This window comes from Colwellia sp. 12G3, assembly GCF_002836775.1.
Lineage (GTDB): Bacteria > Pseudomonadota > Gammaproteobacteria > Enterobacterales > Alteromonadaceae > Colwellia.
The window spans coordinates 771,925-798,286 of sequence record NZ_PJAQ01000068.1; the positions used below are offsets into that span (position 1 = coordinate 771,925).

The 26,362-nt window shown below is 39.0% G+C and carries 25 protein-coding genes; 4 read left to right on the forward strand and 21 right to left on the reverse strand.

What is annotated here, in order from left to right; translation table 11 throughout:
• Window positions 1-5 precede the first annotated feature (5 nt).
• From CXF71_RS20935 to CXF71_RS20965, 7 genes are read right to left on the reverse strand one after another with little or no spacing between them, the layout of a single operon-like run.
• Window positions 6-1,244, reverse strand: coding sequence for a tetratricopeptide repeat protein (locus CXF71_RS20935; protein ID WP_101234844.1), 1,239 nt, complete (start codon window positions 1,242-1,244; stop codon window positions 6-8).
• Complete coding sequence (locus CXF71_RS20940; protein ID WP_101234845.1) at window positions 1,244-2,143, reverse strand: ExeA family protein; 900 nt, start codon at window positions 2,141-2,143, stop codon at window positions 1,244-1,246. Before CXF71_RS20940 ends, CXF71_RS20935 begins: the two co-directional genes overlap by 1 nt.
• A gap of 55 nt (window positions 2,144-2,198) precedes the next feature.
• On the reverse strand, window positions 2,199-4,010 hold the full coding sequence (mshL, locus tag CXF71_RS20945; RefSeq protein ID WP_232771567.1) for a pilus (MSHA type) biogenesis protein MshL: 1,812 nt from the start codon (window positions 4,008-4,010) through the stop codon (window positions 2,199-2,201).
• A 20-nt stretch (window positions 4,011-4,030) separates the two neighbouring features.
• Window positions 4,031-4,402 carry a hypothetical protein gene (locus CXF71_RS20950; RefSeq protein ID WP_101234847.1) on the reverse strand — a complete coding sequence of 124 codons (372 nt, stop codon included), beginning with the start codon at window positions 4,400-4,402 and terminating at the stop codon, window positions 4,031-4,033.
• Window positions 4,395-5,087: a hypothetical protein gene (locus CXF71_RS20955; RefSeq protein WP_101234848.1), complete on the reverse strand. Its 693-nt coding sequence runs from the start codon at window positions 5,085-5,087 to the stop codon at window positions 4,395-4,397. Before CXF71_RS20955 ends, CXF71_RS20950 begins: the two co-directional genes overlap by 8 nt.
• The gene (locus CXF71_RS20960; protein WP_101234849.1) at window positions 5,087-5,689 is read right to left on the reverse strand and encodes a PilN domain-containing protein; all 603 of its coding nucleotides are present in this window, start codon (window positions 5,687-5,689) and stop codon (window positions 5,087-5,089) included. Before CXF71_RS20960 ends, CXF71_RS20955 begins: the two co-directional genes overlap by 1 nt.
• Entirely contained in the window at window positions 5,679-6,650 is a 972-nt protein-coding gene (locus CXF71_RS20965; RefSeq protein WP_101234850.1) for a hypothetical protein, read from the reverse strand. The genes CXF71_RS20960 and CXF71_RS20965 overlap by 11 nt, the downstream gene beginning before the upstream one ends.
• A gap of 247 nt (window positions 6,651-6,897) precedes the next feature.
• Between CXF71_RS20965 and CXF71_RS20970 the strand changes: the two genes are divergently transcribed.
• Window positions 6,898-7,857 carry a 1-aminocyclopropane-1-carboxylate deaminase/D-cysteine desulfhydrase gene (locus tag CXF71_RS20970; protein ID WP_101234851.1) on the forward strand — a complete coding sequence of 320 codons (960 nt, stop codon included), beginning with the start codon at window positions 6,898-6,900 and terminating at the stop codon, window positions 7,855-7,857.
• Window positions 7,858-7,928: 71 nt separating this feature from the next.
• Here CXF71_RS20970 and CXF71_RS20975 read toward each other — a convergent pair whose 3' ends face one another.
• From CXF71_RS20975 to gspC, 12 genes are all read right to left on the reverse strand, one after another.
• Window positions 7,929-8,684, reverse strand: a complete 756-nt coding sequence (locus tag CXF71_RS20975; RefSeq protein ID WP_101234852.1) for a type II secretion system protein N — start codon at window positions 8,682-8,684, stop codon at window positions 7,929-7,931.
• 111 nt (window positions 8,685-8,795) lie between these two features.
• Complete coding sequence (gene gspM / locus CXF71_RS20980; protein WP_101234853.1) at window positions 8,796-9,266, reverse strand: type II secretion system protein GspM; 471 nt, start codon at window positions 9,264-9,266, stop codon at window positions 8,796-8,798.
• Window positions 9,266-10,618 (reverse strand): type II secretion system protein GspL, encoded by a 1,353-nt coding sequence (gene gspL, locus CXF71_RS20985; protein ID WP_101234854.1) that lies wholly within the window; start codon window positions 10,616-10,618, stop codon window positions 9,266-9,268. The genes gspM and gspL overlap by 1 nt, the downstream gene beginning before the upstream one ends.
• On the reverse strand, window positions 10,618-11,724 hold the full coding sequence (gene gspK, locus CXF71_RS20990) for a type II secretion system minor pseudopilin GspK (protein WP_101234855.1): 1,107 nt from the start codon (window positions 11,722-11,724) through the stop codon (window positions 10,618-10,620). Before gspK ends, gspL begins: the two co-directional genes overlap by 1 nt.
• Window positions 11,725-11,727: 3 nt before the next feature.
• Window positions 11,728-12,378 carry a type II secretion system minor pseudopilin GspJ gene (gspJ, locus tag CXF71_RS20995; RefSeq protein WP_101234856.1) on the reverse strand — a complete coding sequence of 217 codons (651 nt, stop codon included), beginning with the start codon at window positions 12,376-12,378 and terminating at the stop codon, window positions 11,728-11,730.
• Window positions 12,378-12,767, reverse strand: a complete 390-nt coding sequence (gene gspI / locus CXF71_RS21000) for a type II secretion system minor pseudopilin GspI (RefSeq protein WP_101234857.1) — start codon at window positions 12,765-12,767, stop codon at window positions 12,378-12,380. The genes gspJ and gspI overlap by 1 nt, the downstream gene beginning before the upstream one ends.
• Entirely contained in the window at window positions 12,760-13,389 is a 630-nt protein-coding gene (gspH, locus tag CXF71_RS21005; protein WP_101234858.1) for a type II secretion system minor pseudopilin GspH, read from the reverse strand. Before gspH ends, gspI begins: the two co-directional genes overlap by 8 nt.
• A gap of 130 nt (window positions 13,390-13,519) precedes the next feature.
• The gene (gene gspG, locus CXF71_RS21010) at window positions 13,520-13,951 is read right to left on the reverse strand and encodes a type II secretion system major pseudopilin GspG (RefSeq protein ID WP_101234859.1); all 432 of its coding nucleotides are present in this window, start codon (window positions 13,949-13,951) and stop codon (window positions 13,520-13,522) included.
• A 116-nt stretch (window positions 13,952-14,067) separates the two neighbouring features.
• Complete coding sequence (gene gspF, locus CXF71_RS21015) at window positions 14,068-15,309, reverse strand: type II secretion system inner membrane protein GspF (protein WP_101234860.1); 1,242 nt, start codon at window positions 15,307-15,309, stop codon at window positions 14,068-14,070.
• A gap of 59 nt (window positions 15,310-15,368) precedes the next feature.
• The gene (gspE, locus tag CXF71_RS21020; RefSeq protein WP_101234861.1) at window positions 15,369-16,898 is read right to left on the reverse strand and encodes a type II secretion system ATPase GspE; all 1,530 of its coding nucleotides are present in this window, start codon (window positions 16,896-16,898) and stop codon (window positions 15,369-15,371) included.
• Entirely contained in the window at window positions 16,898-19,003 is a 2,106-nt protein-coding gene (gene gspD / locus CXF71_RS21025; protein ID WP_101234862.1) for a type II secretion system secretin GspD, read from the reverse strand. The genes gspE and gspD overlap by 1 nt, the downstream gene beginning before the upstream one ends.
• Window positions 19,004-19,095: 92 nt before the next feature.
• Entirely contained in the window at window positions 19,096-20,028 is a 933-nt protein-coding gene (gspC, locus tag CXF71_RS21030) for a type II secretion system protein GspC (RefSeq protein ID WP_232771568.1), read from the reverse strand.
• A 273-nt stretch (window positions 20,029-20,301) separates the two neighbouring features.
• Between gspC and CXF71_RS21035 the strand changes: the two genes are divergently transcribed.
• From CXF71_RS21035 to pckA, 3 genes are all read left to right on the forward strand, one after another.
• Window positions 20,302-20,706 (forward strand): S4 domain-containing protein, encoded by a 405-nt coding sequence (locus CXF71_RS21035; RefSeq protein WP_101234864.1) that lies wholly within the window; start codon window positions 20,302-20,304, stop codon window positions 20,704-20,706.
• 5 nt (window positions 20,707-20,711) lie between these two features.
• On the forward strand, window positions 20,712-21,584 hold the full coding sequence (gene hslO, locus CXF71_RS21040; protein ID WP_101234865.1) for an Hsp33 family molecular chaperone HslO: 873 nt from the start codon (window positions 20,712-20,714) through the stop codon (window positions 21,582-21,584).
• A 333-nt stretch (window positions 21,585-21,917) separates the two neighbouring features.
• Window positions 21,918-23,555 (forward strand): phosphoenolpyruvate carboxykinase (ATP), encoded by a 1,638-nt coding sequence (pckA, locus tag CXF71_RS21045; protein ID WP_101234866.1) that lies wholly within the window; start codon window positions 21,918-21,920, stop codon window positions 23,553-23,555.
• Between the two features lie 723 nt (window positions 23,556-24,278).
• Here the strand turns inward: pckA and envZ are convergent.
• Complete coding sequence (gene envZ / locus CXF71_RS21050; protein ID WP_101234867.1) at window positions 24,279-25,571, reverse strand: two-component system sensor histidine kinase EnvZ; 1,293 nt, start codon at window positions 25,569-25,571, stop codon at window positions 24,279-24,281.
• A gap of 37 nt (window positions 25,572-25,608) precedes the next feature.
• On the reverse strand, window positions 25,609-26,331 hold the full coding sequence (gene ompR / locus CXF71_RS21055; protein ID WP_101234868.1) for an osmolarity response regulator transcription factor OmpR: 723 nt from the start codon (window positions 26,329-26,331) through the stop codon (window positions 25,609-25,611).
• Window positions 26,332-26,362 lie beyond the last annotated feature (31 nt).

Below are 26,362 nucleotides of genomic sequence, written 5' to 3' on the forward strand. Positions count from 1 at the left end.
TTGTCCTACTGTCCTATTGCTTGTATGCGTTGCTCAACAAAATTTACTGAAGAAACGGATAAATCATTTTTTGTCAGTGCTTGTTTATAAGCCTTATTGGCTAAAGTAAATTGGCTGTTTTTATCATGTAATACTGCTAAACCAAGATACCAACGTCCAATATCAGGCTGCATAGCTATCAGTACTTTATATGCCTCAACAGCCACTTCATTTTGTTGTGCTTGCTGTGCAGTATTTGCCAGCATAATTTGATATTGCTCATCTTTTAACTGGGCTAAGGGTTTCAAGGTATTTAATGCTGCAACAACTTGTCCTTGCCTTAAGTGAATGCGAGCCTTCATCTGGCGTAAGCTACTGTCTTTGCTGTTTAAAGCAATACCTTGTGATAGTAAATTTACCGCATCTTGATAGGCTTGACGCCCAAACCATAAAGCCGCTAATTTTTTACGCGTTTGGCTATCATTTGGTTTGAGGATAACCACTTCTTCTAAAAGTTTTTCAGCCTGCTCAATTTGCTTGGCCGATAAGGCTTTTTCAGCGAGTGTAAGCTTTTGCTCTGCTAGTTCATCCGCCGATAATTGACGGCGGGACACCGACATTTTATTTGCATTGCTTCTACTTTCAGTTTTACCGCCATTAGCAACGTCATGATTATGGCTTGAAACGGTTCCTAAGTGGCTATGTTCATCTACTATCACTGCCGTTTTCTTCGCTGGTGTTACTCGACTTGAGTCATTATTTACTAACGGCTCTACTGCTATTCGCTGAGAATTATTGTCAGCGTTGTGATTCGCTGATACCTTGTCTAAAGTTCTCGGCCCGGATACATCAACCTTAGTAGGTAATATCACCTGCAGATTTTCATTCTTATTGATTTGCTTATTGTCTTGCTGAGGCTTTGCGATAGAAATTGCCGCTTGGTACGTTTTATTTTCAACTAAGTCTAATTTATTAAGCGGAGTTTTTTGGCTACTTTGTAAAGCATTAGCGCGACTAGTTGTTTGATTACTTATTTGCTGAGTAACTTGATTACTAATTTTCTCAGCTTTTAACGCGGTATTTTCACTAACTAACTGCCAAACATAAAAGCTAATTAAACAAATACCAAAGACAGAAATACCGCTGAGTAATGCAATTTTTATTGGTGAATAAGATGATTCGACATGACCAGGTTGGACGGAATGGGCATTAGGCTCAGGACTTCGTTGTTCTAAGTCCTTCAACATTTGATTAATGACACTCATTATTTAACCACCAAGGTATAATAGACTAATAATAAGGCGCTCAATCCCCCTAAACATGTAAAAGCCAACAAGCTTATTTTTGAGCCTTGTTCAATACTTTCCGTATCCTTTACCGCAGCTTTTAGTAATTTAACCGTCATTTTGTAATGTCCTTCACCATAAGCAAGCATTAGCATTTTGTGACACAAAACATTAACTAACCGTGGAACACCTTGGCTAACTCGCGCAATGTTTTGGCATATCCTTACGGGGAAAAGCTCTGCACCTTTATAGCCCGCAACTTGTAACCTATGATGAATATATTGTTGTACTTCATGAGCATTCATAGCGCGTAATTTATAGGCAAAAGTAATACGTTGTTTTAGTTGTCTAAATTCTGTTTTTGCTAAACGCTCATCAAGCTCTGGCTGCGCAAACAAAACCACCTGCAATAACTTACGTGTTTCAGTCTCTAAATTAGTAAACAACCTTAACGCTTCTAAGCTATCTTCAGGTAACGCTTGTGCTTCATCAAGTATCAGTACTACCGAATGCCCTTGGCTATGTAATTCTAATAAACGCGTTTGAATTCTCTGCGTAAGCAGCTGTACCGACATACGTTGCGCTTGTTTAACGCCAAGCTCTACAGCAACCGCTCGCCTTAACTCATCAGGGTTGAGATAAGGATTTGGTATGTACGCCGTGACGAAGTGTTCTGGTATTTCATTTAGCAGCTTTCGACACAATAATGTTTTACCTGTACCGACTTCACCCACTACTTTAATGAAACCTTCGCCTGTTTGTAGTGCGGTTGATAACACGGCTAAAGCTTCATCATGCATGGTCATTGGCAAATAAAAATTTGTATTAGGAGTTAAAGTAAAAGGTAACTCTCCTAAGCCAAAATGATATAAGTACATAATAAATTTACCAATTAAGCTAAATAACAAAAACTAAATAACTAAGTGCTAATAGTTATTTGTTTAGATTATTAGCGCTAGTGTCAGCTGCCGCTTGGCATACGAGATGTTCTTTTGCATATTCCGCATCAGTGCATTGCTCTTGGCATTCCTGTGTTAACGTACCCTCAGCTGATAACTCACACGCTGCAACGTCTTCTGGGAACCACTTTGTCAATAAACTGCGTGCATCTTGTAACTGGTTTTTCCACGTATCTTGACCAACAACAATGGGTTTAAGCATGATAACTAATTCACGTTTTTGCGTTGTTTGAGATTTGTTCTTAAATAACTCACCAAGGTAAGGTATATCACCTAAAAACGGAGTTTTAGATTCTATATCAACTTTATACGTTTCAATTAAGCCACCAATAACCACGACTTCACCTGATTGAGCACGGATAATGGTGTCTGATTCTCGAACACTACTTTGCGCTAATGGCAATATAAGTTGTTCACTACCAATCTGAATAGTTTTGTTCTGCTCTTTAGTAATAGTCACTGATGGGTGAACATGTAAAATAACACTACCATCTTTACTAATTTGTGGGGTTACATCTAATGCAATGCCAGAGAAAAAAGGTGTTAGTTCAACTTCAGGTGTTGTGGTGGTTGAAGTACCTGTTGTTGTCGTACTGGAAACTTCAGTCACAAAGTATTCATCTTCACCGACTTTAATAACCGCTTTTTGGTTATTAGTGGCGGTAATACGTGGACTAGAAAGTACTTGCACATTACCTTGAGTTTGTAATAACTCTATAACGCCAGAAAAGTTGCTGCCATTAGTTTGCTTACTAAACGCCATGCTATTAACACCACCAATGGTGTTCGAAATAACATTACCAACAATATTACCTGTTGTAGAGTAAACAATATTTGCACTACCTACTTGGTCTAGTACTTTTTCCCACTTTATCCCTTGCTGAAAATCATCATTAAGTGTGACTTCCATGATTTTTGCTTCAATGATTACTTGGCGATGTAAATGGCTTTCAGTCGCTGTGATAAACTTCTTAACCGCGGTAATTTCTTGTGGCAACGCACGTACTGTCACCAAACCTGCTTGTGGTGAAACAATGACTGAACGACCTTCACCCGTTCCAACAAAAGCGGTTAATGATTCTTTCAATTCATCCCAGAAATTTGACTCATTCTCAGTATATAAATTGATACCACTACTTTGATTACTCGAACCACTATTACCACTCTGGCTATTACTGTTACTGCTATTACTATTGCTATTGCCACCGCTATTGTTATTACTATTATTACCGCTATTAGGGTCATTTTCTGAGACACCACCAGAATTAATAGTGGTGCTCGATGAACCAAAGCGTTTAAGGAACAAGTAATTTAAGGCGATTGTTTCAGTGCGTATGCCCGGAGGAAAAACCTGAACAACGTTGCCATGGCGAACGATTTCATAACCGTAGACCTCTTCAACAACGCTCAGTGCTTCCGATAACGTAACATTATTTAAGCTTAATGATATTTGTCCGCTTACATCAGGGTGAATAACTACGTTATAACGTGAGCCTCTAACAATGGCTTGAAAAAAGTCTTTTGCATTGACTTCTGTTGCCGAAATTTCCAAACGTTTTTCAGCCAACATACCTTGCTTAGCCTGGTTCATGTTATTTAACATCAACTCTTGCTGTACTGAATTTGGCACTTGTGTTAACGGTTTCGGCCCATTAATCTTGTTTGTTTGGTTAATCGCTGCATCTAAATCTTCTTTAATTTCAACCGGGTCATTAGGTACTGATTGACAGCCGACTAAGGCTAAAAATAACGTTGATAAGGCAATTTTTAATTTTATTTTTTTCATAGGGGGACTTGTTTTTATCATTAGTTAGCTACCGTATTTTCTACAACGTTACTTTTAAAACCTTTACTTTTAAAAATATTAATTTTCAAGTGTTTAGATTTACTACGTAAGATCACGCTATGACTGTTAATTGCGGTGATGCGATACTCTCCAATAGAGTCAAACATTTTGACTATTTTGCCATTAATCACCGCAGTATGAATGCCATCACCGTGGATGATCGACGTCAATATAAAGCCGTCATCACGCTTTATTTGATTATTGCTGCCAGAAGCACTTACGCCAAAAGGCCGAGTAGGATCAACATCGGAAGCCAGACTTACTGAAGAAATCAGTATTGTTACCGCAACTAAGCTTGTGGCTAACAATGAATTAAAATGAGCTTTAAACACCAATAAACTCCTTATTTAACCCTAAGCTGTAGATCGTTATATCTACTTCACTGCGCGGATACTCTTTCACTTCGAATTGAAAATCTTGCCAAAAAAACTTCCACGATAACTGCTCAAGCTGCTGTAAATAATTACGCAGTTGGAAGTATTTACCTGACAATTTGATTTTTATACCGTGTTTATATAGGTTTAAACCAAGTTGCTCTTTTGTTGGTGCAACCTTATCTGCAGCATCGATTTGTGGTTGCACTGCTAAATCTAATAACGGTTTAGCACCCATTAATTCGAAAGACAGTAATGATACACCAGGCTCTAGATTAAGTAGTTTAAGTAGCGCTTCACGCATTTCACTCGGGCTAATCAACTCTGTCGTTAAATGCACTAATTTACTGTCAATTTTAGCCAGTTTAGCTTCAAGTTGAGCGATTTGTTTAACGGTATCACGGTCAGGATCTTGCTTTAGTGCCGTTTGATATTCTTTAATAGTAAAATTAAGCGTTTGATTACCAGACGTCATTACTCGGCTTTGCTTGTCAAAGGTAATAACTCTGGCACTTTTATCATCTATAAAAATATATGAAATAATAAAAAATATTGCCACTAGGCCTGTTAGTAGCAGTAAAGACTGCTCGCGACTTGTTAGCTGAAGAAACTTATCACTATAGTTTTGCCATTGGTGCTTCATTAGCTTTTACCCTTGTTCGCTATAGAGCTGACAACAAACTCGGTAATATTTTGTTCATTTTTAGCCAATTTAAATTGCACAAACGCTTTGCCAGATAATAAACGAGATGTTTTAAATCCTGCTAACCATGCGGGTACCGCTTGAGGGTTTCGGGCTAACCCGGTAAAACTCATATCGTTGGCATTGATACTAATGGTTTGTAATCGAATATCTTTATGATGCATAGCTGACAGATCGTTCATCGCCATAACAAAGCCGCCTGCAAACGTTTCGTTTGAGTCGGTTAGTTTAACTAATAGTGCATTTTTATGCTGCATAACTAACTTTATCGTGCCTAAGTTTTGCATCAAAGCAGGTGATACTTGCCTATTATTCAGTTGAGACTCTAACTGTTGAGCAAGCTTTTGTTTTTGCTGTTGCTCGATTAACAAAGCATCATATTTAGCGCCTGACTGTCTATAATTGACTTCAGTAGCTACCGCCCAACTAACCATCACCAAGAATAACCCTAACCAAACACCTACCACTCTTGGTAATGTTAATAAGGGTTGTTCTGGAAAAAGCTCAGCTTGCAATAAATTAATAGACTGTTTAGTTGTCATAACGCGCTCCCGCTAAAACTTCTGCCTCAGTATTGTATGGGACATCCTCTAAACTTGCGCCGATTACAGCACCAAATTCTCGATGTTGATGATACGGCCTTGGTAATTCAAGTAAGCTCACGGGCACTGCGCTATTTTCTGCTAGTTTATCTACCAAGAAACCTTCCAACTCAATGGGTAATAAAACTTTAATACCTTTAATTGGTGCTTGTTTTAACTGACGTTCAAAGTAATCTGTAGAGCGTTGAATTTCTAAGCTGAGATTATCAACAACAGTAAGAGATAACTCATTTACTGTTTTAGTCGCTATTTGAGAAAATCCTCGTAAACGGCGTTGAAAGAATATTTGTTTTTGCTTAACGATGATTAAAATAATCTCTTCATTAGGCTGCTGGCAAACTAATAAATATGCATCATTTTGTGGCGGTAATAAGTTAGCAAAAGCAAATTCTTGGGTAGTAATAGCACTTACTTTAACCATGCCTTGCTCTGTCGCTGTCACTAGTTTCTTTAATTCATCTAAGGGAGCGCAAACCACATTAATTCTTTCTTGGCCTCCAGCAAGGGTGGGAGCATCATAATAGTCCAGCACCATATTGGCAGGAGATATACTCACTAGATCTTTAATTTGCCACTTCAGCGCGCTGTTAATTTCATTATCAGGTACATTAGGCTTGTCAACTTGTACCACTTGAGATTGTGCTTCATTGAGTACTAAGCTAGCGACTCCCTCAAGTTCACAGTTATCGTGTAATGTCTGAATAGCCTTCGAAAAGTGTGCTGAATTAGCCTTTTCATGATGAAACAGCACTTGAGCTGTTTTATTTTCATCAATAGGGCTATTAAGTTTTTGCTGAGGAATTGAGCATAAGGAGACACCCTGCTGCTGAAAAGCAATACCAAGACGCTGACTTGAACTTTTTTTTGAAAAAATTTGGCTTATTTTCGTTAAAAATGACATTTATCGGCAATATCGCATCATGGCTAAAATTATTAGCAATATACCCTTTTATTTACCTGTAGAGCAAGCTTTACTAGCCCCTATTAGCTAAGTTTATTAGTCGTTTATACAATAATTATAACGGCTAATTCTATATATATTTGCTTTTCCATCGAAGGAAATAGCGCTAAGAAATACTTGGGCAAGTAACGATATCGTTTATAATAACCTCTATACTTTTCGTTAACTCAGCTTTAATTATAAAACCATGCGTAAACCATTGTCATTATTAGAAAAAATACAGCACCCCCTCTTCGATAAACATAATATTGATGTCAGAGTAAAACGCGATGATTTACTGCATGACATAATTTCGGGCAATAAATGGCGTAAACTTAAATACAACCTAGAACAACTTAAAAAGAATAACTACCAAGGTGCGCTAACTTTTGGCGGCAGTTACTCTAACCATATTCATGCCTTTGCTTACGCATGCAAACAAGAAAATATTCCCTGTGTTGGTGTTATTAGGGGTGAATCGCACTATGTGAACAATTTCACTTTACGCTGGGCTAGGCACTGGGGCATGCACTGTTATTTTGTCGATAGGAAAACTTACCGTCGCCGCTTTGAGACAGGCTTTATTGATGAACTTAGTAAAATATATCCCCACCACTTTATTATACCCGAAGGGGGGAGTAACACATTCGCCATCCCAGGTGTAGCAGAGGTATTAACAGAATTAAATAGCCAAACCGATTTCGATACTTTGATCACTCCTGTAGGCAGTGGCGGTACTCTAGCTGGCTTGATTTCTGGGGACAGTGTCGCCAATAGCAAACAACATAAAATTTTAGGAGTGGCGGTATTAAAACAAGCAGAGTATTTAGTTGATGAAGTTAAGTGCTTACTTACGCCTGAAGGGCTGACACATAAAAACTGGGAATTACTAACAACGTTTCACCGAGGTGGTTATGGCAAGTTTAGTAGCGTTGATGTGGAACGTATCATAGCCTTCAACCAACACACAGGCATAACCTTTGAGCCAGTATATTCAGGTAAGATGATTTTAGCTTTACTTGATTTAATTTCACAAGACTACTTCAAAGCCCATGAACGCATTGTGTTATTGCATACCGGTGGGCTACAAGGACTAGGTGGAATGATTGAGCAAGGTAGGCTAAATGCCAAAGACTGGCCGATCTTACCTAAAGTTGCGCATGAATAGGATCACTAACAAGCGATTTTAGATCCTATCACGTGGCTTGCCACGACTAATTTCTGTCGATAGACTAACAACTAGAACTTTAACTGATAGCGACCTTGATTATCTGGACGGCCAAGAAACGATAAGGCTGATTGTAACTCCGCGGGGAAGTTTTTCCCTGGTTTTAAATACCCTTGCCCAGACGCTTTTTGATCAGCTAATGATAAACGTGCAGTAAAACTCAAACCTAGATTGTTTTTAGGCAGTATTTGGGCTATTAAATCACCCTTTTCACAATTCAAATCTGCGTCTATTTTACCTAATTTAATGTTGTTTTCCAAAGCAACCACACCTGAGCGTAACCAACTAACTTGTCCCTGCGCTTGCTGACAAACTAATTTTTCTGAGCTATTAAGTACCAATTCTCTAAATGATAATTCGATATTCCCCTGAGCAGTGACGGGAATAGGTAATGGCAGTTTTTTAGCAATATCATTCGCTGAAATAAAAAGTTCAACATCATGTAGTTGTAATTTATTAGAAGATATCGTTAAGGTAAACCTTCCTTCAGGCCCTGCTGAAGTGGCATCACCAAAACTAACATCTACTGATGGTGACAAAATTAACAATGACCAAAAACTAAGCTCTGTTTTAATTTGTTGAACTTGATTATTATTCACTGCAAGTTGTGCAATTTCGCCTTGCCATATTGAACCAGAAACAGTATCAATTTGGATATTCTTAGGTAGTTCTATATTGTTTATCAAAAATGCTAGTGGCATTGTTGCCACTAAAAAGAATACATAACTGCTCAAAAAAATTGCCATAACAGCAAACCACTTCTTCATCTAATTTCTCTATCTTCTATTATTTTGTATGTTGTGAACGTTAGCTACTGCAGTTAAGCATCACTTCAATATTCGTGTCGATATTCGTATCGATACTGACTACCGTTTAGGTCACTGCTTAGCAAGATGCAAGCGTCTAACTTTCACCTCACCAGCTTTATCACCATGAGTTAAATCAATAGCCATCACTTGCAAACCTTCATTGTTAGCTAAATGCTCCAACCAAAACAACAATTGTGTAAAAGGTGTGCTGTCTATCCACACTTGTAAGTCATCACCCTGAGGCTGCATTCGAGTAATGGTCAATTTATAGGTTTTTGCACTACGATTCGCCACACTAGATATGCTACCACTAAGGTTAGACTTACCACCAGCGCGTTTAGCTTGCTGATACAAAGCAGTGTTTTCTTGCACCCAAGTTAGCAATTCTTGCTGCCTTGTTAACTTACTATTAGCCGCAGCTATACTGTTATTTATCGGTTGCCATATCGCACTATAAAAAATAAAGACGATAGAAACCAGTGCCATCGCGGCCACAAGGCGTTGCTCTCGACTGTTTAGTTGTTGCCACCATGCTTTCATTATGATGCTTCCTTATTACTTTGCTGCTGGGGCGGAGCTTTTTTATTATCTGACCCTTTTTTATTGTCTTTATTCGTGATGCTGAAGGAGCCTGTTACTTGATCGCCTTCATTACTTTGCGAACCTTTCTTAACGGTCAAATTGGCTGCGTTTAATGCAACACTAAACTTCTCAAAAGCTTGATAATCTTTCGCTGTTGCTTGAATACGAAGTTCTTGTCGCTTACCATCAAACTTTAACGACTCTGGTTTTAATGCTGGTACTTTAGTAAAGGCAGGTTGTAATTTAGCAAGCATAGCTAAAAAGCCTTGCTTATCACCCACGCCACCGAGTAAAGCTAATTCTCGATTCAATTGGGATTTTATTGTCGAAACCCGTACTCGTTTTGTTTTTGGAAATGCTTTTTTGTAACTGTTAACAATGTTTTGTTCAACTTTTTCTTGCTCGGCATTAAGCTGCCATAGCTGCATACTTTTATCACCTAAACTAAGTAGAAGAGCAAACATGGCAACACCCGCCACCCATAACCATTGTTGTCCTGCATGACTACGATTTTGTTTAATCTGATATTGACCTTGTAGTAAATTAAAACGATTTAATTTACTACCATAATTCGCCGCCATTAATGCTAAAGGCAACTCTTCAGGCATAGCTTTTACCGCTAATTTCTCACTATGTGCTAAGCGGGAATATGCTTCAATGCTGACACTGCTTTGCTGATCATTTCCTTCATTGTCTTCACTGTTTTCATTGTGCTCAGGTGTCTCTATCGAAAAGGCCTGGCATTGTAATTGCCAAGCACTTGCGTCTAAAGTAAATCCCTGCCAAATTTTTTGACGAACAATGATTTGCTCTTGATTCGCATCACCAAGGCTTATAGCACTCCACCCGTCTTGGGTGAATGGCATCGCTAATACATCGGGTAAAATGTATTTAGTATATATATCAGCATCCGCCAACCATGAAAGCCATTGTTGCATCTGGTTATGAGCCACAATGGCGGTAAAACAATTATTCCCCTGCTCATCATTAGCTAAATCAGCATAAGCAAAAAATAGCGTTTCAACGTCTTCAGCTAAACCGTCTTCCAACATATACGGTACTGCTAAACGCATTGCTCTAGAAGATTTGGCAGGGACTTTTAAGGATTTCAGCAGTACATCACAGCCAGGAACCAAAACTTTAATCTGGCGTTGCTCAGCTTTACTGGTAAGTTCACTAAGTTGTTGAGCATCTTTTAGCTCACCACTTGCGATAATTTCCTGTTCATTGTTGCTAGTATCAGCGACAACCAACCAATGGATGGAATTGTGCGCTTGACTTCCTAAACGGATAAATAATGTTTCTGTCACTAGTTACGTCCTATAGTACGACTAATTACTTGAATTTGTTGGGTGTCATTAACTTTCATTATTGAACTCATAGCAAAATAGCTATTATTAAAACGTGCACTGGCTTTCAATTTGAAGTATTGGCTATCGATAACGAACTGAGCTTTTTGCCATTTTTCCATTTTGATCTTACTTAATTCAGGTAGCTTATAGAAATCCTCTAAATTTTCATAGCCAGAGCTGTCTCGTGCGCTAAGGATTTCCTGCGCATCTTCTAAACTTGAATCAAGTAAAGCTTGCAATAATTCTGGTTTTTCCGCATCAAGGGTGTTGATATTTATTAGGTGCTGAGCATTTTGAGGCAGTACACACACATAGGGAGTCAACGCTAAAATAACGGCAGGCGTAAAGTGTTCAATTAATCTTAATTCGTTGACACTCGCTAAATAACTATTCGCTGCAAGATAAGGAAATTCACGTGAAGCATAATCATTATCTTCCGCGCCACCTGAGCCCGTTATCATATCATTACTATCAAGCCAATCGGTCAACGCATTAACCATAGCTTCAGCTTCAAAATTCCCCACATCTTCTATATTTAAATCAATAATTAGCGCTTCTAGTACGGTTGCTGCAGGTAGCTGTTTATCACTACCTGATTTGCTTTTTGGTGTTACTGTACTATCGGTTCTACTCTCTGATTTTGATGAGCTAGGCGACTTGTCAGAGCCACTATCAGCAGCTTCAGCTTTTGTTTTTGCTTTAGGATGCAAAGCATTAAGGTTTAGGCAACTTTGTAGATCACTGATTTCACCACTTATTTCGCCAAAATCAACCGGGTAATTATTGCCCTCTTCAGCCCAAATCTGTTCCAGATGTGTCACATCTGGCTCATCTTTAAACGCTGTAATTAACACGCGTTTAGAGAATGCTTCAGCGCCCAAAGCATACCAATATGCTTGTTGATTGAAACTGATATTGGTACTACGCTGCATTTGTGTTTGTAATCGGGTAGTCATTTGCGCCGCAATAATCGAGGCTAAAGCAACAATAAGCATCACGGTAATTAAAGCCACACCCCGCTGATTTTTTCCAATTAAATGGCTAGATATCAGTTTAATAAACATAAATTAAGTCTTACTCTGTTCATCAGCACCAAGATCACCCGCCACTAAGAATTGACGACGAATCAAGCCATAATCTTCAGTTTCAATTTCAATAGCAATAGCTTGCGGTAAGGCTTCTCCAGACCATTTTTTTTGCCATTTTTCGCCATCATAAAACTCAAACGCCAAACTAGTTACTTGAGTAACTAAAGGCCTTACTCTCGGCTCTTGACCGACAACAGCATCAACAAAATTATAATGTAAGCGTTGTAGTGTTTCATCAACGAGACGATAGGCAACACTTTGCATATCACTGCGCGGTAACAATAATCCGGGATTTGTCCAGCCATTTCTTACGAAAGCAATCGCTTGCTCATCGGCTAAAAAGCTGTCATCTGAGGTTTGCAAAAATCCCTTACTGGGCTCTTCACCATTCACACGCATGGTACGTTTAGCTATTTGAGTAAAATCTCTTTCCATCAATAAGAAGGCACGTTGTAACTCATTTTGCCTTTCACTACGAAGCTTTGAATTTTCATCCCCGCGTAAAACGGTATCAAAAATGGTAAAACTCGCCAAACTTACCACGGAAAATATCGCAATAGCGATCAGTACTTCTAGCAAGGTAAAACCTTGATGACTTGATTTAGACTCTGTATTAATTATTACCTTCATCAGGGTTTATCCTGAGCAAGATAAGTCATTAGGCTAGCACTGACTAACTCATCATCTTCTTTTAATCTTACTTCCATCACTAAGGAACGTAATTCTTTATTCGTTGTTTTAATCACCTTCTGTTGCCAATACCAAGTTCTACCGGCCATCTCAACCTTGCCTTTACGGTTATTTTTCGGCGGCCAAGTTTTATCTAAACTCACTTCAACCAATTGATTCGATGCGACCCAATTAGCAAACATTTGCTCTTCTAAATGGCTAATATGACGATAATTATTATCCGCTACGCCAAGCAAAGCCACACCCGCAATCGCAAAAACAGCCATGGCCAGCATGACTTCAATTAAGGTAAAGCCAAGCGGTTTAGAGTGATTAACTTTATTAGTCATCGAGCAGGGGTCCCTCAATAGTTAGCGGCACACTGTATAAACCGGTAACGCGATAAGCTAAATCTTCTGCACCTTCAATATATGCCAACTCTTTAGTTAAACGAAAAGTGACACTGAAAGGACTTAGATCGCCCCCAGAGAGAATATAGACTTGTGGGATTATTTTTTTCTCTTGATCTTCTTTCGATAACAAAGTGAAATCGTCTTCATCTTTTTCTCTAAAGGTGTCTGCATCAAAAAGCATTGGCTCTTCAATAGGTAAATCATCTAGCTCTATGCTGATTTCTATTTCTTCAGGTAGCGTGATATTAGCTTGCCAATCTTGTTCCGGAATCTCAGCCCATTGGGTACCGTCATAACCGACAAACTGATAGCTGTCTTTTTTGACGATTAAACCTAATTCAATATTATTAAGCATGCCATATTCAGCTGCCACTTCAAAAATGGCGGCAAAACGGGCACTCTCATGCTGCAACTTATCCTCTGGATTATTCCCGGAAAAGTTAAATTGCACCAAGCTGGCCATAAGACCAATCAGCACTACCACCACCATCACCTCAATTAAGGTGAAGCCACGATTTTTTGCTATTGATGATGCTTGGTTTAATAGTTTTAGCTTCATAAGGTAATGAGTTACGTTTTAACTTTAAGCTGTAAAGCTCAATTAGAAGGAAAAGGCACGGAGTTGACGCTAGTCAATGAGTACAATTGACGCCTTAATTGAATTTTACAGCAACAAGTTAAGACTGAAACTATTGGAAGTCGCCCAAATTCCAATTACCAATATCATCTTCTGTACCGGCTTCTCTGTCTGGTCCCACTGAAAACACATCCATTTTACCCTGCTCGCCTGGATTTAATAATACGTACTCACTACCCCATGGATCTTTTGGTAAACGTTTAATGTAACCATCTTCAGGAAAACGACGTGGTTCTGGCTCAATATTTGTTCGTTCAACTAGCGCTTCAAGTCCTTGCTCTGTCGTTGGATAGTCGTAATTATCCATCTTATATAAACTCAAAGACGTTTCTAGTGCCGTGACATCTGATATCGCTTTTTGCATATTAGCGCGCTCTTGGCTACCCATTAAATTTGGTACAACCATACTGGCTAAAATACCCAAAATAACAATAACTACCATCACTTCTAGTAAAGTGAAACCTTGTACTTTTTTTATGTTCATATTGCTTTCCTAACGTCTGATAAATTAATCTATACTCGCTTCCAATCAATATGCTTCTTTTAGAGTGAACTTTGAAAGGTAACGGTTATAACTACTGTAAAACTGATAACTAAATTTTAGCCACCCACTAGGCTATTAAGTTGTAAAATGGGTTCTAAAATAGCCATTACAATAAAGAGTACGACTCCCGCCATGCAAACCATAAGAGCTGGCTCAAATGCTTTTAATGAAATGCTCACTAACGCGTCGAACTCTCTATCTTGGTTGTCTGCCGCACGGCCTAACATATGCTCTAATTGACCACTTTTTTCGCCACTAGCAATCATGTGTAACATCATAGGTGGAAACAACTTTGTTTGTTCCAATGACACACGTAAGCTCGACCCTTCACGTACCTTATCGGTCGACGCTTTCACTTGTTTTTTAATATATAAGTTATCAAGTACCTCACCTGAGATTTTCATACTTTCTAACAAGGGGACTGCACTTGCCGTTAAGATACTTAATGTACGAGCAAAACGCGCAGTGTTAATACCTCTAGCGACTTTACCAATACCTGGTATCTGTAATAAATATTGATGAAATGCCATTTCAAAGTTGGGTTTTTTCAATAACTGTGAAAATAACAACACCAGTGCTGCCACCAGTATTACTAGTACTAAGCCATAATCCCGAAGAAAATCACTACTCGCAATCAAAAACTGAGTCGTGCCGGGTAAATTCTCACCCATATGTTCAAACTGACCGACAATTTTAGGGACTACAGCCGTCAGTAAAATAGCAATTACGCCAACAGCAACAACCGTCATGATAATTGGGTAAACAAGCGCTTGGATAAGTTGCGAGCGCATCTGTTGACGTTTCTCGGTATAATCAGCCAAGCGATTAAGCACCTTATCCAGATGTCCTGACTTTTCTCCTGCTGCCACCATAGCTCTATACAAGCGATTAAAGGCTTTAGGGTATTCGGCCATGCTTTCTGATAACCCATAGCCTTCAGTTACTTTGGTGCGCACGCCCATGATCATACTTTTAATACGGTTCTTTTCACATTGCTCTGCAACCGCAATGAGCGACTCTTCTAAAGGTAATCCGGATTCAATTAACGTTGCCAATTGACGCGTGATAAGTGCTAACTCTGCGGCAGAAACTTTACCGCCAGCACTTTGACTAAAGCTAGCTGATAAGCCCTTTTTATCATTAGATTTTTTATTATTCGCTAATGTTGCCGTAACTGAGGTTGCCATTAAACCTTGTTCACGTAATAAGCCACGTACTTGCCTAGCCGTATCGCCTTCGATAACGCCTTTTTTATTTTTACCGCGACTATCTACCGCTTGGTATTCAAATGCTGCCATAATTGCTTATATTAGTTACTTATTTTGAGTAGATTTGCTTCATCGTTAATAATTTCTTGTTAATCTTCACGAGTAACTCGCAAGACCTCTTCCAAAGTGGTTTGCCCTAACATGACTTTATCAAAACCATCTCGGCGAATACTCGCACTAGAATGTCGTACGTATTTTTCAATAGCCTGTTCACCTTGACCATTATGAATAAGTTCACGTACTTTTTCATCAACAGGTAATAACTCATGAATACCTACTCGGCCTCGATAGCCCTTAAAGCTGCATTCACTGCAACCAACAGCACGATAAATCACTGATTCATTATCATCTGGCAAGGCTAATAATTGCCTTTCTTCTGCATCCGGCAAATGACTTTCCCGACAATGTGGGCAGAGGGTACGTACAAGACGTTGAGCCAATACGCCCAATAAACTCGACGACAATAAGAAAGGCTCTACGCCCATATCTTCCATACGGGTTATTGCGCCTGCGGCTGTATTGGTATGCAAAGTTGATAAAACCAAGTGACCCGTCAAACTTGCCTGCACAGCAATTTGTGCTGTTTCTAAATCTCGAATTTCACCCACCATCACCACATCAGGATCCTGACGTAAAATGGCACGTAAACCACGGGCAAAGGTCATGTCCACTTTTGTATTGACTTGAGTTTGCCCTATACCTTCAATAGCATACTCAATGGGATCTTCGCAGGTTAAAATATTGCGCTCTTTCTCATCTATCTGAGTTAACCCTGCATAAAGCGTGGTACTTTTACCTGAGCCTGTTGGACCTGTTACTAAGATAATGCCATGCGGTTTTTCTATCAGTGCGGAAAAATTAATACGATTAGTGTCGGTCATACCTAAATGCTTTAAATCTAACCGAGCCGCATTTTTGTCTAATAAACGCAATACCACACGCTCGCCATGACCCGTTGGCATAGTTGAAACACGCACATCAACTGCACGTCCGCCTATGCGTAATGAGATACGACCATCTTGAGGAATGCGTTTTTCAGCTATGTCGAGCTTTGCCATGACTTTAATTCGAGAAACCAACAACGATGCGAGTTTTCGATTAGGCTTAAGCACTTCACGCAAAACCCCATCAACTCGAAAACGTATTTGTAGTGTATTTTCAAAGGTTTCTATATGAATATCCGAAGCTCTTTCTTTGATCGCTTCGCTGAGCATAGCATTGATCAGTTTAATGATTGGCGCATCGTCTTCATTTTCAAGTAAGTCTTCACTTTCAATGAGCTCATCGGCAAGTGAATATAAATCAACTTCATTACCGATATCTTCCATCATTTGCTGTGCTTCAGAAGAGTCTCTTTGGTATGCTTGCGTTAACAATAATTCGAAAGCTGGCAGCTGTAAAAAGTCAAATTCAAAAGGCGCTTTAAGTACACGACGCACTTCTAAAATAATATCAAAATTTACGTCAGCCAAGCAGTGTAAAATATAACCACCTGTTTCTTCATCAGTAGAAATGAGAACACTGTGCCGTTTAGCAAACGAAAACGGCAATAACCAAGTGCTACTCACTTGTGCGTGCTCTGCCTCATCAATAGCAGTAATTTCTACTTCATCAGACATTATTGCTTCTCTTCCGCAACAACGCCTTCTGTTGCTGTCGGTGGTTTAGGTAATTCGATATTTTTTTCATCCAACTTCTGCTGATAATCTTCAAATGATGGTGGTAAAGTCAATTTGTCTTGCCACTGCGGTAATATTGGCATATTTTCATTACTCATTAATGACAAACCTTCCTCATGTTTGCGAATTTGGTCTGCGCGAATGTAGTTATATTTTGATTCACTAATCTCTGTCATCAACGCTGAATCACGGACAATAGTAGCGCGTAAAAACACCATCAAATTACGTTTTCGTGTGCTATTTGTGGTTGATTTAAACAAGTGACCAATAATGGGTATATCACCTAGAATGGGTACTTTTTGTACACTCTCTTGCACGTCTTCATCAATCAAACCACCGAGTACCACAGTGTCGCCACTATCAGCCATCACCGTTGTTTTAATTTCTCTCTTGTTTATTGATATATCAACACCTGTTGAACCACTAACCGATGAAACTTCTTGTTCGATAACCAATTGCACCGCATTGCCTTCATTCACTTGCGGCGTTACACGTAGCTTAATACCCACTTCTTGACGATCAACGGTTTGGAATGGATTGGCATTATTACTGCCCGTCGCTGAGCCTGTGATAATAGGGACTTCTTGCCCAACAATAAAATAGGCTTCTTCATTATCTAAGGTAGTTATACTGGGTGTCGCTAGAATATTAGAATTAGTATCACTGCTGACCGCTTGCACAATAGCGCCCCAGTCATTTTTAGCAATACCAAACATCATGCCGCTAACATTGCCTAATACTTGTGCGATGATACTGTAATCACCATTGGTGCCCTCTTCTGTGTAACCCGGTGTCACAATTTCACCATTACTAGGGCTAAAGACTGGAGGTACATAATTCCCAGGTATATCTTCTGCAGCTTTTGCACCAGCTGCAACCGAAGAAATACTGGCAGGGCCATTAGTAAATTGAGTAAAACCACCTGCCTCGTTATACCACTGCACACCTAAGCTAATACCGTCACTTTCAAACACTTCAACAATAATAGCTTCAACTAAGACTTGTGCACGTCGAACATCTAATTGACGAATTACCGCCTCTAAAGATCGCAACATATCTGGTTGGGCGGTAATCACTAAGGCATTAGTTGACTCGTGCGCATCAATACTCACATCACCTTTTTTACTGGTACGCGCTTTTGTCGTCGCCGTGCTAGTGTCGGATGCAATTGAATCACTAACACCTTGGAGTACTTTCACTAAATCTTCAGCTTTAGAATATTTAAGGTAATACACACGGGTATTACCATTACTTTCTAGTTCGCTATCTAAACGTTTAACTAAACGTGCCACACGCTCTCGTGCTTTCACTTCACCACTAACGATGACGCTATTAGAACGGTCGTCGGCAACAATTTGAGGAATTAAAAAGGTAGGTTGGCCTGCTTTAGCACCAGTTGGTTTATTCATCGCTTCAATAATACGCACCATTTCACCCGCTGAAGCATATTTGAGCTTGATGATTTCAACATCTTGATCGCCCGCTCTATCAACGCGTTCAATAATTTTAACCAGTCGATTAACGGTAGCTGCAGTGCCCGTTAACATAATCACGTTAGCGGGATCGTAATTAACGACGTTACCGCCACCCGCTTGGTCTGATAGTTGTCGTAAAAGTGGAACTAATTCACGCACGGTGACATTTTTGACTTCAACAACACGGGTAACCATTTCATCACCCATGATATTACTATCATCGCCAACGACCGGGATAGCCGCTGTTTTAGCATCTTTATTACGAATAATTTTAACAATATTGTTATCCATTTCCACCGCAGCATAACCGTAGACATCAAGAACATTGAGAAAAAATTGATAGTATTGCTTTTCAGATAACAAATCATAACTACGAACATTGATTTTTCCGCGGACATTCGGATCAATGATCATGGTCTTATTTAAAGTTTTACCCACACTAACAACGAATTCAGTAATTTCAGTGCCCTTAAAATTAGGAGTGTAATTAGCAGCACTGACTTGACCAACGAAACACAAGCAATTGAATGCTACTGCTGTCGTTAAGGTTAATAAAAACTTTTTCATCATTTAGGATATCTCTGTTTTTTATTTTATTAAAAATCTTTAATAGATAATTTATATGGTAATTGTTACGTTCATTAAATGGTTCGCCTAAGCATTTAATCTAAGCTAATCAGTATTTCAGTCAAACTACCTTGGCGATCGATCAACAATGAAATATCACGTGCCTGCTTCATTTCTGCCATGGCTTGCATCGCCTGAGCAGGATCAATTAAATCAAAACCATTCATTTCAACGGCAACATCACCCGCTTCTAGGCCCGCTTGTTTGAAAAACTCTGGTTTTTTACCTGGACGTAGTGTGTAACCAACTATGTTGCCATCTTCCCGTTTAGGTGAAATACCTAAATAATCACCTATTTTTGCTGGATCATTAGCGAGTTCTTCCCGAAGGTTATTTGCTGTTTCGGTTAATTGCTTATTATCTCTTTGGTCGACAACATCTGAACGAGTTGACTGCGGCCCCTCTTTAGGTCGAGATTTACTCGGGGCTGGTTTACTCGAAACGTCTTCAGCTGGCTGGTTGTAATCAAAACCATCAAGCATTAGCGTTTCCAGACGGCCTGATTGTTTGATTATCACTCGATCCGTTAACACTTGTTCAAGATTGGCACGTGTACCAATAATGATATCTCCAATACCGTAGGTCTCTTGCTTACCTTGATTTTCAATAACTGCCGCAGCGATAGATTTTTCATCACTAGCGACAAGACCCGATAATATTAAATTTAATTTTGTTTCTGGCACATCGGACATTTCAATTTCAGGCGTTGCATCAGCATTCTCATTGTATTGGCCAAAAAGATTAAGCGCTTGAATTTTACTTACATTGATCGTCTGATCTGATTTATTGGCATTGAATTTTGTTGAATTACCATTAATAGCAGTGTTTTGACTTAATTGAACTTGTGGTATCACTGACCAAGTGATCTTTGCGCTTATATAGGCGATATAAACCAATAATATTGCCATCGCGAATTGCGCAACACGCCGATGACCGAGTTGAGTGATTAAAGGAGTAAAAGCTGTCATGTTAGTGGGAAATACCATAGCTACTTATATACTTATATTGTTATTATTTTGAAATAATCTATTCATTTATAACCGGAGCCGAATGTTAGATTTTTGTTAAGTAAACACGGATGATACTTGACAGAAAGGTTAGCAACAAGCCATAGCCAGAGTTTTTTAAGCTATTTAAGCAAATTTAATTGTAACTGAACCGCTAAGGCTAGAGATATAACGGCTGGTATGTTAATTTTCAGACCTCTAGCTTTCATAAAAGTTCAAGTTTTCAGGTATATTATGTCTACAAGTCAAAACCCTCAAAATAACGCCATCAGATTAGATAAATGGCTTTGGGCAGCAAGGTTTTATCGAACCCGTGCTATTGCCAAACAGATGATTGATGGCGGAAAAGTTTTTTATAATGGTCAACGTACTAAGTCAGGTAAAGCCGTATCAATCGGTGATATAATAAAAATTCGCCAAGGGGTTGAAGAAAAAACAGTCACTATTCTCGTATTAGCTGACAAACGCAGTGACGCTACTTTTGCTCAAACCTTATATCAAGAAAGTAAGCAAAGTATTGATAGCCGAGAAAAAAATGCCCTAGCACGTAAACAAGGCATTTTACTTAGTCCTGCTAGTGATACTAAACCAGACAAAAAACAACGTAGAAAACTACGTGAATTTAAAGAAAGGATCTAACTGCAATGAGCCAATTCAATGTTTTAAATCGCTACTTATTTACCGACGCCCATGCCAGGGGTGAACTAGTACAATTAAATAGTAGCTTTAAAAGTATTATTAAAAATCATAACTACCCTGTTGGTGTAGAAAAGTTACTGGGTGAGTTGCTCAGTGCTACTTGCTTATTAACCGCGACGCTAAAATTTGAAGGGGATATCACCGTGCAATTACAAGGCGATGGCCCTGTAGGTTATATGTCTGTAAGCGGTAATAATAAACAGCAAATGCGCGGCATTGCTAAAATGGCAGAAGAAACATCAGCTGAAACGCTGCAGACGTTAATTGGTAAAGGCACAATGATTATCACCATTCGCCCGACCGTTGGCGAAGCCTATCAGGGCGTTGTTGCTTTAGATCAAGATAATCTTGCGGATTGCTTAGCCCATTACTTTGATGTCTCAGAACAAATCCCGACTAAAATTTGGTTGTTTTGCGATACTGACCAACAATTATCAGCCGGTGCCCTAGTACAATTATTACCTGATGGCGATGGTAGTGTGGCAAACAAAGAACAACAATTAAGTGACTTTGAACATTTATGCCAGCTGACTAATACCATTAAAAGTGAAGAAGTCTTTTCTTTAGAAGCTGAAGCATTGCTTTATCGTTTATATCACCAAGAACAAGTGAATATTTTCGACCCGCAAACAGTAAGCTATGTATGTGGTTGTTCTGCCGATAAATGTTTATCCGCAATATCACAAATTGAGCCAAGTGAAATTAAAGCAATATTGGCTGAGCAAGGAAAAATTTCGATGACTTGTGATTATTGCATCACGACTTATGATTTTGACGAACTAAGCCTAAAAAGTTTCATTTCGAAAGTTAACCATTAAAAAAACTGCCTTTTTTTCAGTAAAAACCAGTAAAAAGCTGTCACCTTAATTATCACTTATCCCACATAGTGATAATTAAGGGCTCACCAATACATCGTCATACCCCTTTATTTCCTTACCATACAAGCTATTTCCTTGGATATAAATAACAATATACTCCCCCATTCATGACATTTATAATGAAAACTTTCACAATAAACTATTTTTTACTTTCGTTTTGTTCGTTATTACCCTAAAATACCCCCAATGAAGACATGGTGAAAACTTTCATGATGCACTTCATTAACCAACTTACTTAAATTAAAATTTGTCATACTTAGGAGTGAACTTGCTATGACCGCCCCGAAAAACTCAATTGATTTGTCACAATACGGCATCGACGATGTTAACGAAGTTGTTTATAACCCATCATATGAGTTACTTTTTAGTGAAGAAACTAAAGCTAGCCTAGAAGGCTTTGATAAAGGCGTAGTAACTGAGCTTGGTGCAGTTAATGTAGACACGGGGATATTTACCGGTCGCTCTCCTAAAGATAAATATATTGTTCGCGATGAAGTAACTCGTGACACGGTATGGTGGTCTGATCAAGGTAAAAATGACAATAAACCGATGACACCTGAAACATGGGATCATTTGAAAGGCTTAGTAACTACACAACTTTCTGGTCAGCGTTTATTTGTTGTTGATACTTACTGTGGTGCTGATGAAGCAACACGCTTAAAAGTACGTTTCATTACCCAAGTAGCTTGGCAAGCACACTTCGTTAAAAACATGTTCATTCGCCCTACTGATGCAGAGCTTGAAAATTATGAACCTGATTTCGTCGTAATGAATGGTGCGAAAACAGTTAATGACAAATGGGAAGAACAAGGTTTAAATTCAGAAAACTTTGTTGCTTTCAACTTAACTGAAAAAATTCAATTGATTGGCGGTACTTGGTACGGCGGCGAAATGAAAAAAGGTATGTTCTCAATGATGAACTACTACCTTCCGTTACAAGGCATAGCTTCTATGCATTGTAGTGCTAACGTTGGTGAAGATGGCGATACTGCAATTTTCTTCGGCCTATCTGGCACGGGTAAAACAACACTTTCTACAGATCCTAAACGTCAACTTATCGGTGACGATGAACATGGTTGGGATGATAATGGTGTGTTTAACTTTGAAGGTGGTTGTTACGCTAAGACAATCAACCTAAGCAAAGAAAACGAACCAGATATTTATAATGCTATTCGTCGTGACGCTTTATTAGAAAACGTTACGGTTGATGCGAATGGTAAAATCGATTTTGATGATAATTCAAAAACAGAAAACACCCGTGTTTCTTACCCGATTCATCACATTGATAACATTGTTAAGCCTGTTTCACGTGCTGGTCATGCTAAAAAAGTAATTTTCTTAACCGCTGATGCTTTTGGTGTATTACCACCTGTTGCTAAGTTAACACCAGAGCAGACAGAATATTACTTCCTTTCAGGTTTTACTGCGAAATTAGCAGGTACTGAACGTGGTATTACAGAGCCAACACCGACTTTTTCAAGCTGTTTTGGTGCTGCTTTCTTAAGCTTACACCCTACTCAATATGCTGAAGTTTTGCATAAACGTATGGATGCTGCTGGCGCTGAAGCTTACCTTGTTAATACTGGCTGGAATGGTACTGGCAAACGTATTTCAATTAAAGCAACACGTGCCATCATTGACGCTATTTTAGATGGTTCGATTGATGATGCAGAAACAGAAATCGTACCGTTATTTAACCTAGAAGTACCTAAGGTTTTAGCGGGTGTTGAAGGTGATATTCTTGATCCTCGTAATACTTATGAAGACGCGAGTATCTGGAATGGTAAAGCGGTTGACTTAGCAAAACGTTTTGTTAATAACTTTGAGAAGTTTACTGATACTGACAATGGTAAAAAATTAGTTGCTGCCGGTCCTCAGCTTCAAAATGAAGAGTTAAAAGCCGCTTGCTAATCTCTTTCTTGATAGGGTAAAAGGTTTAGCTTTTTACCCTATCAATATAAAGCCAGCTGTTATGTAACAGCTGGCTTTTTTATTGCCTAAAATTTGAATGATACAATGATAGCAACGCTATTACGTTTGTGATCTTGTTGTGTAATACCAAGTTGATTAAGTTCTTTCCCACTCAGCGAGTATTAAAAGGCTTAGAGGCAAGGCATTGATTGAAGAGAATGGTTATTCAGGAGAATAAGCTCCTGCATTCTCTAATAAGCTGCATCCATGCAGCGTCCTTATCAAAATCAATAACGCAGCATGTAAACCTTTTAAACTCGCCCTCTGGGAGCTTTCTCGATGTTCATTAACATCGTTAAGTTTATTTGATTTAGAATGACTAAACCGAAACAAATTTGCCTTGTTATTGAACATCGAGCAGAGCTCTGAGTTGGGAAGAAATTTAATCAAATTGGTATAAGGCTAGACGCTTGATTCAGTAACAGCTGACTTTTGAAATACAGAGCAACGCTGACCTAGAATATTTTATCCCGCATCAGTGAAGCAATAGTTTTGTGAACGTGTTTGAAGCAAATACAAATAGCATCTCTGCAGAGATCATATAGCGAGCCTTAAATACTTTAAGAGATAAGACCAATAGGTATTAGGTATTTATTGAAATGAAGGCCCCTTTAGGGAGCTCATTAGTAAACTAATCACATCATCAAATGGATAAAAGTGGATTTATTTAAACACGAGTGGCAGATACACTTTTGCCTGTAAGCCACCTGAAGGTCTGTTTGAAAGCTCAACTTTACCGCCATGGGTATCAACAATGCGTTTAATAATAGCTAAACCTAGACCGCTACCTTCTGTGCCTCGGGCGGTATCACCTTGAGTGAAAGGTTGAAATAAACGTTCAATATCGGCTTCTGGAATACCTGCGCCATTATCACTGACCTTAACGAAAGCAAAGTCTTTCTCGACTCCGGTGGACACTTCAATTTCATCGGTGGTATAGCGAATAGCATTTTGTACTAAATTTGCCAGCGCACGTCTAACAGCAACATGCCTTAAAGGAATGTTAGGGCAATCAGCGGGGTAAAACGTTATCAACCTATCACTTGGGGTTTCAACGTTCAGCACTTCATTAACCAAATCGTTTAAGTCACCTAATTCTGCTTTATCTTTTGAATCATGACGAATGTAATCAATGAATTGGTCGATAATGTTGTTCATATCCTCAATATCCGTTTCGATACCTTCCTTTAGAAAGTCATCTTGCTCTTGCATCATTTCACTCGCTAAACGAATACGAGTCAAAGGCGTACGTAAATCATGAGAAATACCCGCCATTAATAAATTTCGGTCCTCTTCCAGCTGCTTAATACCTTTAGACATATGATTAAAGGCTTGAGTTACCGCCATAATTTCTGAGGTGCCGCGCTCAATAAGTGGGTCAGGGAAATCACCTCGCCCAACAGCTTCTGCGGCTATTTCTAAAGACTTCAACGGTCGGTTGAGCTGTCTTACAAAAACCCAACCGCCCATAACACTTAATAAACCAATGACAATCATAAAGAATATTAAGGGTGAAAAGCTGCCTTTTTCCATGCCGATTAACGGAATTTTTACCCAGAGATTTGGCGCTTGAGGTGCTCGTATCCAAAAAAGATACTCATCACCTTGTGATATCCTCACTTCTGCAGGACCACCAAGTAACTCTGACATTTGCTCAGAACGATAAGGATATAATCCCGCATTTGCTAAACCAAACTTGTAGGCATCTTCTTCACGATAAACACCTATGCCGGTTTCATTATGAAATGCCTTAGCCATTTTAGGGCTTAACTTGGCATCATCAATATCGATAAAAACCACGCGCACTTGTTTAGCCAACAACTGATTCATTTGTTGCTGGTTTGGTTCAATAACATAGAGCGCAAAAGAAATGTAGGAAACGATTTGATTAATAAACAGTAAAAAACCTATTAACAAAACCGTTTGCCCAAAGGCACTGCGTGGCAATATTTTCATATAAATGACTTAACTTGAAAGAATAACGAGCTATTGGCTAAGCTGGACTCCCATCAGGAACAAAGACATAACCTAAGCCCCAAACAGTTTGTAAGTATCTGGGTTTAGCCGGATCCACTTCAAGCATTCGGCGCAATCGGGATACTTGTACATCAATACTACGTTCTAAAGCTGAATAATCTCTACCACGAGCGAGATTCATCAACTTATCACGTGATAATGGTTCTCTCGGGTGAGTAACTAACGCCTTAAGAACGGCAAATTCACCACTGGTTAATGGCATGCTAACATCATCTTTTTGCATTTCTCGGGTAGCTAAATTCAGGTCGTAACCACCAAAGCTAATTATATTCTCTTCTAAGGCTGGCGCCCCAGGAGCTTCTTGTGTACGACGACGTAACACAGCTTTAATACGAGCAAGTAACTCTCTTGGGTTAAAAGGCTTAGGCATATAATCATCAGCACCTAGCTCTAAGCCAATAATACGATCAACTTCATCACCTTTGGCCGTTAACATAACAATAGGGATATTATTGGAGTTTTGACGTAAACGACGGCAAATAGATAAACCATCTTCACCTGGTAACATTAAATCGAGCACTAACAAGTGAAAGTTTTCACGTTCAAGTAAACGGTCCATCTGCTCTGAATTAGCGGCGCTACGGACTGTAAAGCCTTGTTCAACTAAATAACGCTCTAATAATGAGCGCAAACGCATATCATCATCTACTACTAAAATTTTAGGTGTTTCTTGAGTCATATTTTATTTCACCTTGCTCGGTTTGCTTTTT

Coding starts and splice junctions, on each gene's coding strand:
- CXF71_RS20935 (WP_101234844.1), bottom strand. CDS start 1,244: ATGAGTGTCATTAATCAAATGTTGAAGGACTTAGAACAACGAAGTCCT.
- CXF71_RS20940 (WP_101234845.1), bottom strand. CDS start 2,143: ATGTACTTATATCATTTTGGCTTAGGAGAGTTACCTTTTACTTTAACT.
- mshL (WP_232771567.1), bottom strand. CDS start 4,010: ATGAAAAAAATAAAATTAAAAATTGCCTTATCAACGTTATTTTTAGCC.
- CXF71_RS20955 (WP_101234848.1), bottom strand. CDS start 5,087: ATGAAGCACCAATGGCAAAACTATAGTGATAAGTTTCTTCAGCTAACA.
- CXF71_RS20960 (WP_101234849.1), bottom strand. CDS start 5,689: ATGACAACTAAACAGTCTATTAATTTATTGCAAGCTGAGCTTTTTCCA.
- CXF71_RS20965 (WP_101234850.1), bottom strand. CDS start 6,650: ATGTCATTTTTAACGAAAATAAGCCAAATTTTTTCAAAAAAAAGTTCA.
- CXF71_RS20970 (WP_101234851.1), top strand. CDS start 6,898: ATGCGTAAACCATTGTCATTATTAGAAAAAATACAGCACCCCCTCTTC.
- CXF71_RS20975 (WP_101234852.1), bottom strand. CDS start 8,684: ATGAAGAAGTGGTTTGCTGTTATGGCAATTTTTTTGAGCAGTTATGTA.
- gspM (WP_101234853.1), bottom strand. CDS start 9,266: ATGAAAGCATGGTGGCAACAACTAAACAGTCGAGAGCAACGCCTTGTG.
- gspK (WP_101234855.1), bottom strand. CDS start 11,724: ATGTTTATTAAACTGATATCTAGCCATTTAATTGGAAAAAATCAGCGG.
- gspJ (WP_101234856.1), bottom strand. CDS start 12,378: ATGAAGGTAATAATTAATACAGAGTCTAAATCAAGTCATCAAGGTTTT.
- gspI (WP_101234857.1), bottom strand. CDS start 12,767: ATGACTAATAAAGTTAATCACTCTAAACCGCTTGGCTTTACCTTAATT.
- gspH (WP_101234858.1), bottom strand. CDS start 13,389: ATGAAGCTAAAACTATTAAACCAAGCATCATCAATAGCAAAAAATCGT.
- gspG (WP_101234859.1), bottom strand. CDS start 13,951: ATGAACATAAAAAAAGTACAAGGTTTCACTTTACTAGAAGTGATGGTA.
- gspF (WP_101234860.1), bottom strand. CDS start 15,309: ATGGCAGCATTTGAATACCAAGCGGTAGATAGTCGCGGTAAAAATAAA.
- gspE (WP_101234861.1), bottom strand. CDS start 16,898: ATGTCTGATGAAGTAGAAATTACTGCTATTGATGAGGCAGAGCACGCA.
- gspD (WP_101234862.1), bottom strand. CDS start 19,003: ATGATGAAAAAGTTTTTATTAACCTTAACGACAGCAGTAGCATTCAAT.
- gspC (WP_232771568.1), bottom strand. CDS start 20,028: ATGACAGCTTTTACTCCTTTAATCACTCAACTCGGTCATCGGCGTGTT.
- CXF71_RS21035 (WP_101234864.1), top strand. CDS start 20,302: ATGTCTACAAGTCAAAACCCTCAAAATAACGCCATCAGATTAGATAAA.
- hslO (WP_101234865.1), top strand. CDS start 20,712: ATGAGCCAATTCAATGTTTTAAATCGCTACTTATTTACCGACGCCCAT.
- pckA (WP_101234866.1), top strand. CDS start 21,918: ATGACCGCCCCGAAAAACTCAATTGATTTGTCACAATACGGCATCGAC.
- envZ (WP_101234867.1), bottom strand. CDS start 25,571: ATGAAAATATTGCCACGCAGTGCCTTTGGGCAAACGGTTTTGTTAATA.
- ompR (WP_101234868.1), bottom strand. CDS start 26,331: ATGACTCAAGAAACACCTAAAATTTTAGTAGTAGATGATGATATGCGT.